17 protein-coding genes are annotated in these 13,182 nt (G+C 66.5%); all 17 read left to right on the forward strand.

Features of this window, described 5'->3' with window-relative positions:
- Positions 1-190: 190 nt before the first annotated feature.
- On the forward strand, positions 191-553 hold the full coding sequence (locus ACOYYX_RS03865) for a hypothetical protein (RefSeq protein ID WP_422928619.1): 363 nt from the start codon (positions 191-193) through the stop codon (positions 551-553).
- A gap of 159 nt (positions 554-712) precedes the next feature.
- Positions 713-3,166 carry a UvrD-helicase domain-containing protein gene (locus ACOYYX_RS03870; RefSeq protein WP_422928620.1) on the forward strand — a complete coding sequence of 818 codons (2,454 nt, stop codon included), beginning with the start codon at positions 713-715 and terminating at the stop codon, positions 3,164-3,166.
- Positions 3,167-3,276: 110 nt separating this feature from the next.
- Complete coding sequence (locus tag ACOYYX_RS03875; protein WP_422928621.1) at positions 3,277-3,732, forward strand: HNH endonuclease; 456 nt, start codon at positions 3,277-3,279, stop codon at positions 3,730-3,732.
- 31 nt (positions 3,733-3,763) lie between these two features.
- Positions 3,764-4,432 carry a phage replication initiation protein, NGO0469 family gene (locus ACOYYX_RS03880; RefSeq protein ID WP_422928622.1) on the forward strand — a complete coding sequence of 223 codons (669 nt, stop codon included), beginning with the start codon at positions 3,764-3,766 and terminating at the stop codon, positions 4,430-4,432.
- 136 nt (positions 4,433-4,568) lie between these two features.
- Positions 4,569-6,782, forward strand: coding sequence for an AAA family ATPase (locus tag ACOYYX_RS03885; RefSeq protein WP_422928623.1), 2,214 nt, complete (start codon positions 4,569-4,571; stop codon positions 6,780-6,782).
- 166 nt (positions 6,783-6,948) lie between these two features.
- On the forward strand, positions 6,949-7,167 hold the full coding sequence (locus ACOYYX_RS03890) for a hypothetical protein (protein ID WP_422928624.1): 219 nt from the start codon (positions 6,949-6,951) through the stop codon (positions 7,165-7,167).
- Positions 7,168-7,201: 34 nt separating this feature from the next.
- A complete protein-coding gene (locus tag ACOYYX_RS03895; RefSeq protein WP_422928625.1) occupies positions 7,202-8,473 on the forward strand; it encodes an AAA family ATPase in 1,272 nt (423 codons plus the stop codon).
- A 3-nt stretch (positions 8,474-8,476) separates the two neighbouring features.
- Complete coding sequence (locus tag ACOYYX_RS03900; protein ID WP_422928626.1) at positions 8,477-9,403, forward strand: DNA adenine methylase; 927 nt, start codon at positions 8,477-8,479, stop codon at positions 9,401-9,403.
- A 12-nt stretch (positions 9,404-9,415) separates the two neighbouring features.
- Positions 9,416-9,847, forward strand: coding sequence for a hypothetical protein (locus tag ACOYYX_RS03905; protein ID WP_422928627.1), 432 nt, complete (start codon positions 9,416-9,418; stop codon positions 9,845-9,847).
- Between the two features lie 18 nt (positions 9,848-9,865).
- Positions 9,866-10,330 carry a DUF4326 domain-containing protein gene (locus tag ACOYYX_RS03910; RefSeq protein WP_422928628.1) on the forward strand — a complete coding sequence of 155 codons (465 nt, stop codon included), beginning with the start codon at positions 9,866-9,868 and terminating at the stop codon, positions 10,328-10,330.
- On the forward strand, positions 10,327-10,494 hold the full coding sequence (locus tag ACOYYX_RS03915; RefSeq protein WP_422928629.1) for a hypothetical protein: 168 nt from the start codon (positions 10,327-10,329) through the stop codon (positions 10,492-10,494). The genes ACOYYX_RS03910 and ACOYYX_RS03915 overlap by 4 nt, the downstream gene beginning before the upstream one ends.
- The gene (locus tag ACOYYX_RS03920) at positions 10,491-10,748 is read left to right on the forward strand and encodes a hypothetical protein (protein WP_422928630.1); all 258 of its coding nucleotides are present in this window, start codon (positions 10,491-10,493) and stop codon (positions 10,746-10,748) included. Before ACOYYX_RS03915 ends, ACOYYX_RS03920 begins: the two co-directional genes overlap by 4 nt.
- A 70-nt stretch (positions 10,749-10,818) precedes the next feature.
- On the forward strand, positions 10,819-11,445 hold the full coding sequence (locus tag ACOYYX_RS03925; protein ID WP_422928631.1) for a hypothetical protein: 627 nt from the start codon (positions 10,819-10,821) through the stop codon (positions 11,443-11,445).
- Positions 11,445-11,813, forward strand: a complete 369-nt coding sequence (locus ACOYYX_RS03930) for a hypothetical protein (RefSeq protein ID WP_422928632.1) — start codon at positions 11,445-11,447, stop codon at positions 11,811-11,813. The genes ACOYYX_RS03925 and ACOYYX_RS03930 overlap by 1 nt, the downstream gene beginning before the upstream one ends.
- Complete coding sequence (locus ACOYYX_RS03935) at positions 11,810-12,328, forward strand: hypothetical protein (RefSeq protein ID WP_422928633.1); 519 nt, start codon at positions 11,810-11,812, stop codon at positions 12,326-12,328. The genes ACOYYX_RS03930 and ACOYYX_RS03935 overlap by 4 nt, the downstream gene beginning before the upstream one ends.
- The gene (locus ACOYYX_RS03940; RefSeq protein ID WP_422928634.1) at positions 12,325-12,756 is read left to right on the forward strand and encodes a hypothetical protein; all 432 of its coding nucleotides are present in this window, start codon (positions 12,325-12,327) and stop codon (positions 12,754-12,756) included. The genes ACOYYX_RS03935 and ACOYYX_RS03940 overlap by 4 nt, the downstream gene beginning before the upstream one ends.
- Complete coding sequence (locus ACOYYX_RS03945; protein ID WP_422928635.1) at positions 12,756-13,181, forward strand: hypothetical protein; 426 nt, start codon at positions 12,756-12,758, stop codon at positions 13,179-13,181. Before ACOYYX_RS03940 ends, ACOYYX_RS03945 begins: the two co-directional genes overlap by 1 nt.
- Position 13,182: the final 1 nt, after the last annotated feature.

The raw sequence follows: 13,182 nt of genomic DNA on the forward strand, positions 1-13,182 counted from the left end.
GCTTCGCTAGCCGTCCATATTACGAAATTCGCCAAAAGGCCAACACTGTTCAAAGTATACCGCCTTCCGGCAAATCTAGAACAACGATATTGCAATTCGGTTTTACCGAGTTATACTCCATTGCACAGTCAGGGTTGAACGGCAACCTGGCTGATGACTCGGTTCCTGCTTCCACCAGGAGACCCAAAACATGCCTACCCGAACGTGCGATTGCCTCGAGTGCCAGATCATCGACTCCGTCCCCGAGCGTCCCTACGTCGCCCGAGTCCGGGCCTACATGCTGGGCTGCTCGCCCCGCTACACCTCGCAGGCGATCACGGAAGTCGTCGCCAACATCCGCGACTTCGGCACCGTCGAATGTTGTGAGTCTGTCGATGACTGCGATCGGGCTGCCGTCGAGCGGCTCATCCCCGACGCCCCGATCGGCGACTGGATCCGCCACGAGGCCTACGTCTGGGCGACGGACGAGTGCGGCTACGCCGAGAACTGCGGCTGCGAATCCTGCCTCCACGAGGTCGCGAACCTCGAGGCGATGGGCGCGGCCCTGGCCTGACGCCGACGGCGGCGACGCCATAGAAACACGAATGACGCCCCGGGCTCGCGAGGCATCGCCGACGCCCACGTCGAAGGAACGCGCCGAGCGGGCCGGGGCCATGCAGATGATCGAACGTCCTTCACGAATCAACGCGACCGAAATGCAGGAGGTGGCCCGATGACGATGGCAGGACTCAAGGCGAACGACCCGTGGGCGATGGAGGTGGAGGGCAGGGCGTCTGTCGTCCCGTCCAACCGCCTCAGGCTCCGCGGCAGCCCCCAGCAGGAGGCCTTCTGGGAGGAGCTGGCGGACCCGAACGCCGGGCACATCCAGCTCGAGGCCAGGGCCGGCACCGGCAAGTCGACCTCGTGCCGCGAGGGGATGTGGCGATTGCTCGAGCAGGATCCCCGCACGGTCATCCGCTATTGCTGCTTCAACAAGAAGGTCGCCGACGAGTTCGGCGAGAAGTGCCCGCCCGGCGTGGTCGTCGGGACCATGCACCGCTTCGGCCTCGAGGCCCTCAAGGACGCCTTCGGCAGCAATGTCGAGAAGCACAAGACGTACCTCGTCATCGACTCCTTCGAGGGGGGATCCAACCTCCCCCGCTACCTCCGCAAGGCGATCGCGAACGTCGTGAGCCTGGCCAAGAACAACGGCCTTCGGCCCGGCGAGGAGGGCCTGCGGCAGAAGCTCGACGACCTGGTCTGGATGTACGACATCGAGACGTGGCGGCGTCAGGGCGAGGTGGTGAAATGGGCGGCCCTGGTCCTGACCCGCTCGGCCGAGCTGACCACCATCCTCGACTTCGACGACATGCTCTGGCTCCCGGTGCTCTACCCGGTCAAGTTCCCCGGCACCGACTTCCTGTTCATCGACGAGTGCCTCCCGTCCTGGACGCCGGTCCTGCTCGCGGACGGCTCGTCGATGACGATCGGGAAGATCGTCGAGGACAAGCTGCCGGTCTCGGTGCTCGCCTACGACACCGCGACGGGGACGCAGAAGGCCTGCCGCGTGACCGGTTGGAGCAAGACCCTCAACCGCAAGCCGCTGGTCAAGATCAAGGTGAAGTGGACCAAGAAGAAGGGCACGAACACGCCCACCAACTTCGTCATCTGCACCACGGATCACAAGGTCTGGGCGGACGGGCGATGGATCCAGGCCGGCGACGTGCGGCCGGGGATGACCATGCAGGTGGAGACCTCGGCGACCAAGGTCCAGAAGGGGAAGATCGGCCTCGGCGGGCGAGAGATCCTCTCCGGGGCGATGTCGGCGAAGAACGAGGCGGGGATCACGGGCAACGCCGAGACCTCCGGCTCGATACCCGCCGACCGGCGTGGCGGCAACGGGCACGGCCCGTCGCTCGCCGAACGCCTGATGCTCGAGGCCCTCGGCGAAGGTTGGGTCCACAACCACGTCGTCAGGACCGGGAAGCGGTCCGAGGGCTATCCCCACTGCTACAAGATCGACGTCGCCAACCCCGAGCAGATGATCGCGGTCGAACTCGACGGCCATTCGCACGATTCGCCGAGCAGGAGGGCGGCCGATCGCAGGAAGGAAGAGTTCCTCCGCTCGCTGGGCTGGCAGGTCTTCCGCTTCAAGAACCGCCGCGCGATCCAGCGGACCGAGGAATGCGTCGACCAGGTCATGAGCCCCGCATGCGTCGGCGGCGACTGCCCGATCGACGCGACGGTCGTCTCCGTCGAGCCGGTCGAGATCTCGGATGACCACGTCTTCGACATCACGGTCGAGGACTGCCACAACTTCTACGCCAACGGGATCCTGGTGCACAACTGCCAGGACCTGAACCCGGTGCAGCACGAGCTGGCCGAGCGGCTGAGCGGCAGCGGGCGGACGATCGTGGTCGGCGACCCCTACCAGTCGATCTACGCGTTCCGGGGCGCCGACTCCGGATCCATGAGAAAGCTCCGCGAGAAGCTCGACGCGAAGGTGATGCCGCTCACCGTCACCTATCGCTGCCCGAGGTCGCACGTCGAGCTCGCCCGGCAGCTCGTCCCCGACTTCGAGGCCCACCCCTCGGCGCCCGAGGGCGAGGTCCTCGAGGGGGCCAAGGACCTCATCGGCAAGGCCACGCCGGGCGAGCTGGTCCTCTGCCGCGCGAACGCCCCGGTCGTCCAGGCCTGCCTGCACCAGATCGCGAACCTCGTCCCGGCCGTCGTCCGAGGCCGTGCCATCGGCGAGTCGCTCCTGACCATCGTCCGGTCGATCGGCGAGGTCCCGACGACCAAGGCGTTCATCGCGTCCCTGGCCAGGTGGCAGGCGAAGGAGATCGACCGGCTCGACGCCAGGGAGGGCAACGAGGACCTCATCGAGCAGGTCCTCGACAAGGGGATGAGCCTCGAGGCAATCGCCTCGGTCTGCGACTCCCCGGCCGAGATCGTCCCGACGATCTCGAAGCTCTTCTCCGACGACGACGCGTCCACCCGCGTCACCTTCAGCTCCGTGCATCGCGCCAAGGGCTCCGAGGCGCGACGCGTCACCTACATCCAGATCCCCTACTCGGAGAAGCGGGACCGGGACCGTCCGCCCCAGCAATGGGAGCTGGACCAGCGCCGCAACCTGCGATACGTCGCCCTCAGTCGCTCGCTCGAGACCCTGACCCTGGTTTCATGATGCGTAAACCTGTTGCTGGATTCCGTGGCTACTACGTTCGGCCCGATGGCCGCGTGTTCTCCTGCCTCCGTCCGGGTCGCAGGCCGAGCGGTGCGGAGGACAGGCCGGTGATGACGGACCTCTTGCACGAGGTCCTCCCGAATACCTCGGGCCGCTATTCGACGGTAGGGCTTCGGAAGGGCGGCAAGACCTTCACCCGTTACGTTCATCACCTCGTCCTCGAGGCATTCCGTGGCCCTTGCCCTCTTGGCATGGAGGCCTGTCATGGAGACGGAGACTCCAAGAATAATCGGCTGGACAACCTTCGATGGGATACATCGAAAGCGAACAAGGCCGACATGGCAGAGCACGGCACACTCCTGAAAGGAGAGCAGGTCAGGCAAGCAAGGCTCACCGAAGAGGATGTTCGACTCGCTTTCGAGCTGCGTTCGCGCGGCTGGAAACACCGCCAAATCGCCGATCGTTTGGGCGTCTCACGCCCCGCAATCTCACTGGTGCTCGAGGGTAAATCTTGGACCCATCTGGGGCTTACCTTGCCTGTCGAGCCAACTCCCAGCGTCGCCTAAAAGCAAACCCGTATCACGAAGGAATGATCCCATGAGCATCGCCACCGCAATCGCCCCCGGCACGCAGTCCCCCGAAGCCAATGACCCCTGGTCGATGGAGGTCGGGGCCGGCGGCTCGGGGGGGGACTACGTCCTCTGCCCGCCCGGCAACTACCCCGGCATCGTCGTCGGCGTCTTCGACGTCGGCCACCAGTCGATCACGACCAAGGACAAGGGCGTCCAGGAGATCCGCAAGCTCGTCCTCGCCTTCGAGCTGACCAAGAAGAAGCCGGACGGCAAGCCCTTCGTCCTCGGCGGCAGCTACACCTGGTCGATGAAGGACAACAGCAACTTCTACAAGCTCGTGACCAACGTCACCGGCAAGAAGTTCAAGGAGGGGGAGCGGTTCGACCCGCGATACCTGCTCGACGGCCCGGTGATGGTCAACGTCAGCAACAGCCAGTCGGGCGAGAAGACGTACCACAACATCGAGGGGATCGCGCAGTTCCCCGACGGCCTCCAGCCGCCGAAGTCCACCTACAAGGCGACCTCCTGGTCGGTGATGCAGGGCCAGCCGTTCCCGGCCAACCTCGACTGGCTCCCCTACATCTACGGCAAGTCGATCAGGCAGCTCGCCGAGTCCTCGGCCGAGCTGGGCAAGTCGCACGCGGCGCAGCTCGCCGAGGAGGCGGCGAACGACCTGAGCGGGGTCCCTTACTGATCTCGCCGGCGGCAGCGGCCACGCCGGGCGGCGACACCACGCCACGCTGCCCGGCGTGCGACGGCGGGACATTCAAGGTGCGCCGCGAGCGCGGCGAGCGATGGCGATGCGACCCCTGTGCCCTGGAGTTCGAACGGTGGCTAGCCCGATAGCGAACGACCCCTGGACGATGACGGTCCAGCTCTCCGACTCCCTCGACGAGCCCGAGGTCCGCCGGGCCCTGGCGCTCCTCGTGGATCCCGACCATTGCGTCCAGGTCCAGGCCCTGCCGTCCGGCCGCTGGCGACAGGTGCCCGGCCGGGACCTCGACGCCCTGGTCCAGGCCGTGGCCTCGCTCGGCGACGAGGCCGGCACGTACCTCTCGCTCAACCCGTTCAAGGGCCCGCTCGACCGGGCGACCCGCAACGCCGACGTGACCTCGCGCCGGTGGCTGCTGATCGACCCCGACGCGGTCAAGGGCGTGGGCAAGGACGCCTCGACGACCGACGAGGAGAAGGAGCGGGCCCGGGTCGTCACCGAGCAGGTCCGCGACTTCCTCCGGTCCCGAGACTGGCCGGATCCGATCTTCGTCGACTCGGGCAACAACTGGCAGCTCCTCTACCGCGTCGACCTCCCCAACGACAAGCTCTCGCAGCAGCTCCTCTCCGGCTGCCTCAAGGTCATCGGGGACCGCTTCGACACCGACGGCGTGAAGGTCGACCGCGGCGTCCACGACGCCCGCCGGATCTGCAAGGTCCCCGGCACGATGGTCCGCAAGGGCGCCAACTCCCCCGACCGCCCCTGGCGCATGGCGAGGCTCGTCTCGGTCCCGGTCGCCCTGGCGCCCGTCGGAGTCGAGATGCTCAAGGACCTGGCCGGGATCGCCGCGTCGAAGGCCCCCGAGCCCGGCGCCTCCCCGTCGCCCGCCCTCGACCCCTGGCTCATGTCGGTCACCGGCGGCGACGACCGGATCGCCTACGCCCGGTCGGCCCTCGAGCGCGAGATCGGGCGGGTTGCCACGGCCGTGCAGCCGGGCCGCAACGGCGTCCTCTACGAGGCCGCGCTCAAGCTCGGCACGCTGGTGGCGGCGGGGCTCCTCGACAGGGGGACCGTGGAGCAGCAGCTCGAGGCTGCCGGCCGGGCCTGCGGCCTCGGCCGGGACGGCGACGACCGCGAGATCGAGCGGGCCATCCGCAACGGCTTCGCCTTCGGCCTCGCCAACCCCCGCCAGGTCCCCGAGCGCAAGCCGACCCCGGGCGGTACGAAGACGCCCCCGAAGTCGGGGCTCGAGTCCTTCGCCGACGCCAAGGCCACGTCCGAGCTCCAAGAGCCGCTCTTCATCCGGGCGTCGTCCGTCACTCCCAAGAAGGTGAACTGGCTCTGGGAGAACCGGATCCCCAAGGGCTTCATCACGGTCTTCGCCGGACGCACCGGCCTGGGCAAGTCGTTCGTCACCTGCGACATCGTGGCCCGCCTCACCGCCGGCATGGACTGGCCGGACAGCGAGGGGGAGTGCGTCACCCCGACGAACGTCCTGCTCATCTCCGAGGACCCGTTCGAGTACGTCCTGACGCCGCGGCTGATCGAGATGGGCGCCGACCTCGACCGGGTCTCGTTCCTCTCCTGGTCGGCGATGGCCCACTACCAGCTCGGCGACACGAGCTTCCTGGACGCGGCCTACGCCGAGATGGCCCCCCTGGGGATGGTGGCGATCGACCCGCCGACGAACTTCCTCGCCGGCAAGGACGAGCACAAGAACTCCGAGGTCCGGGCCGTCCTGATGAACCTGGTCGGCTGGCTCAACGGCCGGGACACCGCCTGCATCCTCATCACCCACGTCAACAAGTCGACGGGCAAGGGGACCGAGGCCCTGAGCCGGGTCATCGGCTCGGTCGCCTGGACGACGACCTCGCGCGTCGCCCACGCCTTCGTGCCCGACCCCGAGGTCCCCGGCCAGGCCATCTTCGTCCCGATGAAGTCGAACCTCGGCGTGCTCTCCAAGGGGATCTCCTACCGGATCGCCAAGACGGACACCTTCGCCAAGGTCGAGTGGATGGGCGAGGTCGACATGTCCGCCGACGAGGCCATGGGCGGGGACTCCCCGGCCAAGAAGCCTAAGGCCTCCGAGAAGGCCGGGGAATGGCTCAAGGCCAGGTTCGACGAGAAGCAGCGCTGGCAGTCCGACGAGCTGATCAAGCTCGGCGAGGCCGCCGGCCATAGCAGCGACTCCATCTACGCGGCCAAGAAGGCCATGGGTATCAAGGCCAAGAACACCACGAGCACCACGGGCGGATGGACGTGGTTCGTCGACAGGAGTGACACGGAAGTTCGGAAGTTCGGAAGTTCCCAGGATGAAGTCGTCCCATTTTAGCCAATCGAACTTCCGAACTTCCGAACTTCGGCATGAAAACATCTCTAGGGAAATGCTCTCTCTCTCTCTCTTATACCAAAGTTTATATAAGAGGGGGGGGTAATAGACAAATGTAAGAGGCTTGAGCGGCGGATGTCGGGTTCCTGGTCCAGGGAGGGCGGTTCGAATGGCGACGGTGGCGAAGCGAACGAGGCCGAAGCTGCTCTGGTTCCTCGGCCCCGACAACATCCCCCGCCTCGCCAACGAGGCCAAGGGCAGCCGCAAGGAGGCCCGCTACACCTGCAGCGAGGGCGACGGGGCCTGGACCGCCGTGGACCCGCTCCTGAAGGAGCAGGAGGCCTTCGGGGTGATCCGGGCGACGAAGGAAGAGTGGGCGGACGAGTAAGCATCGAATCCTAAACGAAAGCGAGCATCCGATCATGAGACTGCACGGCTTACGCATCGAGAACTTCAAGCGGGTCCAGGCCTTCGACTTCCGCTTCAACAAGGCGGGGACGATCGAGATCTGCGGCAGGAACGGGCAGGGCAAGTCGTCGGTCATCGACGCCATCTGGGCGGCGATCGGCGGCAAGGATGCCAGCCCCGACCAGCCGATCCGCAGCGGCGCCAGGGCGGCGAGCGTCGTCGTCGACCTGGGCGAGATCCGGGTCGAGCGGCGGTGGGACCTGAAGGGCGGGTCCAAGCTCATCGTCACCGACGCGGGCGGGGCCAAGAAGGCGAGCCCTCAGACGCTCCTCGACGGACTCATCGCCCGGCTGGCGTTCGACCCGATGGAGTTCGCCCGGGCCAGGCCCTCCGCGCAGGCCGAGACGCTCCGCCGGGTCTCCGGCCTCGACTTCACCGCCCTCGACCGCAGGCGGGCCGAGGCCTACGCCGAGCGGACGGAGGTGCATCGGGCGATCAAGGCCCAGGAGGCCCAGCTCGCCGAGATGCCCGAGGTCGAGCCGACCGAGGAGGTCAGCGCGTCGGCCCTGCACGCGAAGCTCGCCGAGGCCAACAAGCACAATGCCTCAGTCGATCAGACCATGCGGACGATCGACCGGAAGTATGACTTGATCGCCTCACTCGAGCGCGAGATCAAGGAGGCCGAGGCCAAGCTCGTCGGCCTCAAGGAGCGACTGACGACCGTGGAATCCGAGCGTGCCGCGTTGGCCAAGGATGCCCCGGTCGCCATCGACACCGCCCCGATCCTCGCCGAGATCACGTCGATCGAGGAGACCAATACCCGGGCCCGGCAGTTCAGGGACCGGGAGGCCGCCGCCGCCAACCTCGACGCCAATCGCCGCCACGCCTCCAAGCTGACCGCGAGCATCGACGGCATCGACGCCGAGCGGTCGCGGATCCTCGCCGCCACCGAGTTCCCCATCCCCGGCCTCTCGCTCGAGGCGGATTCTCAGGGGGCCAGCTACGTCACCTTCAACGGCGTGCCGCTCGCGCAGTCGTCCACCGCCGAGCAGATCCGGGTGAGCCTGGGCATGAGCGCCGCCCTCAACCCGCAGCTCCGGCTGATCATCATCAAGGAGGGCTCGCTGCTCGACGACAGGAGCCTCGCCCTGGTCGCCGGGTGGGCGGAGGAGAACGACTACCAGGTCATCGTCGAGCGGGTCGCCGACGAGGCCAAGGGGTTCGGCGTCGTCATCGAGGAAGGGCTGGTCAAGGAAGAACGCGAACTCGAACTGGCGGGGGCCTGATCCATGCCTGATGAGATCAAGATCGGGGCGCTCGCCCCCTGGTTTGGTAGCAAGAGGACCCTGGCCCCGGCCATCCTCGAGGAGCTGGGCGAGCACCGCGTCTACTGGGAGCCGTTCGCGGGCAGCATGGCGGTCCTGCTGGCCAAGCCGAAGTCGTCGATGGAGACGGTCAACGACCTTCACGGCGACCTGGTCAACCTCGCCCGCGTCGTGCAGGACCGCCTCGAGGGCCCGAGGCTCTATCGCCGGCTGCGGAGGGTGCCCGCGTCCGAGGCGATCTTCAAGGATGCGGTCGAGGCCCTCAAGGTTCCGTCCGATGGCATCGACCCCGACAGGGCGTTCGCCTACTTCGTCGCGTCGTGGCTGGGCCGCAACGGGATCGCCGGCACCCAGGTCGGCCTGAAGAACGGCGCGGGGCATTCGTTCTGCGTCCGCTACACCGCCAACGGCGGCCAGACCGGCAAGCGATGGGTGTCCGCCGTCGGCTCGATCCCGGCGTGGTCGCGCCGGCTCCGCGAGGTCACCGTCCTCCGACGCGACGCCTTCGAGGTCATCGCCCGGATCGACGACACGTCATCGACGGCGATCTACGTGGATCCGCCGTACCTCAAGGAGACCCGAAGCGGCTACGCCTCGGCCGAGGGCGGGAACGGACGCTACCTCCACGACTTCGACGACGCCGGCCAGCACGATCAGCTCGCCGTGGCGCTGGCCCGGTTCAAGCACGCCCGCGTCGTCGTCAGCTACTACGACCACCCTCGTCTTGCGGACCTGTATCCCGGCTGGTCGAAGCGGGTCATACCGACCAATAAGGCGATCGCCAACCAGGCGAAGCGTGACGTCAAGGGGGCGACCAAGGTCGCCGAGGTGCTGCTGTCCAACCGGATGACCGAGGCCGCCCGGCCTCGCGCCGAACTCCTCTTCGCGTGAGGCCCGACAATCATGGACCGCATCGAACCCGATCCCATCACCCTCGCCGCCCTCCACGACCTGCTCGAGGTCGACCGCCGCCTTGAGGCCGGCAGGGCGGAAGGCTCCGACCTCGCGAAGACCGACCACGGCCGGCTCACCTGGCACGCCCACAGCAACCGGCAGGCCAGCCTCTTCCGGGAGGAATGGCACCCGGCGCTCGTGGAGCTGGCGAGGACCTTCGAGGTCGGCAGCGGGTTCTTCTACGCCGAGGGGGACGGCGGGGCCAGGCTCCTCGTCTGGTGGCGGGCCGACTTCGTCCAGTCGAACGTCCTCACCTGCGTCAGGCGGCTCGGGCCGGAGCCGAGGTCGCTGGGCACTTACAAGCTCGGGATGAAGCCCGACTTCAGGATGGTGCGGATCATGCTCGAGAGGCACGAGGCGGCGTCCTGCGGCGGGAACTGAGAAAGGAAACTTGAACCTATGAAAATGGCCACCGTGATCAGCGTGCGAGGGGAGACGCCCTCACAGCTCGAGGCCGACCCGGACTTCGTCTACGTCGGGCGGAGCATGTTCCGCCAGGGCTGGCGTGACTCGGGCTGGGGGAACCCCTGGCGAAACAGGGACTTCTCGAGGGGCATCGCCGATTGCCTCCTGCACTTCGAACAGACGTTCGATGCGATCGGCGAGCTGGTGTCGCGGCCCAAGGGGCACTGGTGGGATGAGCCGGTCCCCGACCTGATCCGCCGCCTGGACGTGCAGGACCGCGCGAAGCTGACGCGGATGTGGGTCAACCTGCCGCTCCTCTGCGGCAAGACGCTGGGCTGCTGGTGCGGACGCTGGAGCCCAGGCGAGCGCGAGATCTCCTGCCACGCGGTCATCCTGGCCAAGGCGGCGAATCGCCTCGTCGAGGTCGCCGACACATTCAGCCCCGGCCCCGTCTCGTGAGGCGGCGGGTCATCACCCTCTCCGGCCCGGCCCTGGCCCGCGTCCGTCGCGTCGATGTGGTCATCGCGACGGCCAGGCCGGCCAGGCGGAGAAGGCCCCCGAGGCGGCGGGCGTTGCTGCTGGTCATGGCGATCGTGGCCCTCAGGCTTTGGAGCTGGATATGAGCATGCAAGAAGGTCCTTCAATAAAAATCGCGATCGACTGCTTCTACTGCAAGCACCGGACATACGAAAGCTATCGCGTCCAGGGTGACTCTGGTGGGGACCACTACTGCACCCACCCCAAGGTTCAGCAACCGAGGCAGCATATCGGCGACGGCACGACTCGGACCCCGGACTGGTGCCCCCTGAAGAAAGAGGCGGTCAAGAAGTTCGTCAAAGAATTATTCCGCCGAGGCGGCAGTCTCGCCTCAGGCTGACGCCCGGCCGCGGGCTCGACTCCCGCGACGCCCCATCGGGGACGACGCGAACCTTAACGGAGACTCAGACATGGCCGAGAATCAGACCAGCAAGCATCCCGTGTTCGACCTGCTCCCGCCGATCTTCCGCGACTGCGTCGACGAGGAGCACCACCGGTATAGCCTGGAACTGCCGTTCGAGATGGATGGGCATATCTATGCGACGGACGGCCGCATCATGGTCCGGGTCGCCGCGACGAAGGAGGTGTGCGACGCGCTACCGTCACCCGACGACAGGAAGTTCCCGAAGCATGTCGCAGACCTCTTCGTCGGCCGCGATCGCTGGGAGACCGAGCCGGTTCCAACCCCGACGCTCGACGGCCTGGACCGATGCCCACACTGCGAGGGGACCGGCCTTCAGACCTGCCCCTGCTGCCAACGCCACGGTGCGATCTGCTCGGATTGCCATGGCACCAAGGTCGACCTCGACAAGCACTCGTCCGTAGCTGTCGCGGAGGGCGTTTCACTCAATCCGATATACCTGGGGATTCTCCTCAAGCACCAGGTCGAACTCTTCGTCCCCCGGCCGCCGTTCTCGGATGAGATCGAGGTGGTCGGTGCCGTCCGGCCGGTTCGCTTCGAGGTCGAGCCCGGCGTCGAAGGGCTGCTGATGCCCATGTGCAAGCCCAAGGCCTCTCGCCCCAGCGAGGTGGCCTGATGGCGACGATCGCGATCCACGTCGAGTCGCAGCCGACCGAGGAGCTGGCGAAGCTCCTGTTCGTCGCCCGGCCCGGCTTCCGCCCGACATTGCTGGCCATCAAGGGCGGCATGACGGCCGAGGCCTATGCGCGGAGCAGCCATTTCGACCTCGACCGCATGGAGTTCGGCGAGGCGTGGGTCGAGCCCCAGGGGGAGCTGGGCCTGTTCGTCTGGGAGGGGACGTTCGGCGAGGCCCCGTGGAAAGACGACGACACCGGCGACGAGGGGATCGACCGGGACTGGGAGGGGACGTGGCGACCAGCGACCAGGGCCGACCTGGCGATGTTCGGGTTCCCGATGCCCGAGGAGCAAGGGGTAAAAGCGTGACAATCTCCACCATGCCTCCTCTCCGCTTCTCGGAGGCCGACATCGACGCGGCCAACCGATCGTGGGGCTGCAATTGCGGGCCCGCCGCGCTCTCCGCATGCGTCGGCTTCACGCTCGATGAGGTTCGCCCTCATCTCGGCGACTTCGAGCGTCGCGGCTATATGAATGCCGCGATGATGCAGGCGGCCGTCGGCCACGCCGGTTTCTGCATCAAGCCCGCCAGGCCTGGTTGGGCTTGGCCAGAACACGGGCTCGCGCGGATCCAGTTCGGAGGCCCCTGGACCCAGCCTGGGGCCAATCCGAAATGGGCGTCTGTCCATACCCACTGGGTCGCGAGCAAGCGGCCGAGTGCGGGCATCGAGGGTGCCTGGGTCTATGACGTGAATGGCGGGTGGATAACCTTCGAAGATTGGGTTAACGACTTACTGCCCCTCTTGGGCAAGTCGGATAAGAGGGCGGACGGGACATGGTCTTTAACTCATATCTGGGAGATCCGCAGGGGGCGATCGAGATGAGCAATCTCCTGACGGTCATGTTCTGCTGCAACGACCCGGACAACGGCATGTTCTCGCACCGCATCGACGGCCTCGACATCTCGGGCCTGATCCAACTTGAAGGGCCGTTCGACATAGTCGAGGACGAGGACGGCAATGAGGACCTGGTGGGCGGGACCGAGTTCGAGACCGAGGCGGGGAGCGTCATCGTCGCCCGGGAGAAATTCCCGATCCTCGGCTACCGTCAGTGGGTCGGCAACTGGTGCTGGGACGCGGCGGGGATGGAGGTCGCCGCAGTCGTCTCGCTCCTGAACCACCTCAAGCGGCTCGGTTGGACCTGCATGGTTGCCGAGTCGAACCTCTTCGAGCGATGGCGAGTCGAGGGCGATATCACGGCGGAGGAGTTCGCCGCGAGCATCGAGGCGGCTCATCCTGAGGAGCTAGTGTGATGGCAAAAGTGTTGCTTCGCCGGTCCCAGCAGGAGTTGCTCCCGAGTTCGCGAATGCAAGCCACGATTGACCAGGCGAATACCTTGGTTGCTTCTGAGCCGGCCGACCTCAAGAGTCAGCTGCTTGGTGAATTGGCTAGCGAACTCGATCGGGTCCGACGTGTTGCGAGCGAGGCTATTGGTGACGCTCGAGGCAAGCTCGGGCTGGTCCGCTTGATCATCTCGGATCCCAAAGCGGCTTTAGAGAAGGTGAAAGCCTTGGAGCCGGGGAACACGTCGGATGATGCCATGATGATCGACCTCATGAACATGGTCACGAACTCGGCGGCGAAGATAAAAACGAATCGGATGCTGGCACGAGAGCTTCGAACCCTGAGAGGGCAGGTCAGCGTGATCGTCACCGACGACGACGGCGAGGCCGACTGAC

The sequence above is a fragment of the Singulisphaera chitinilytica genome (assembly GCF_049331405.1).
Lineage (GTDB): Bacteria > Planctomycetota > Planctomycetia > Isosphaerales > Isosphaeraceae > PoT.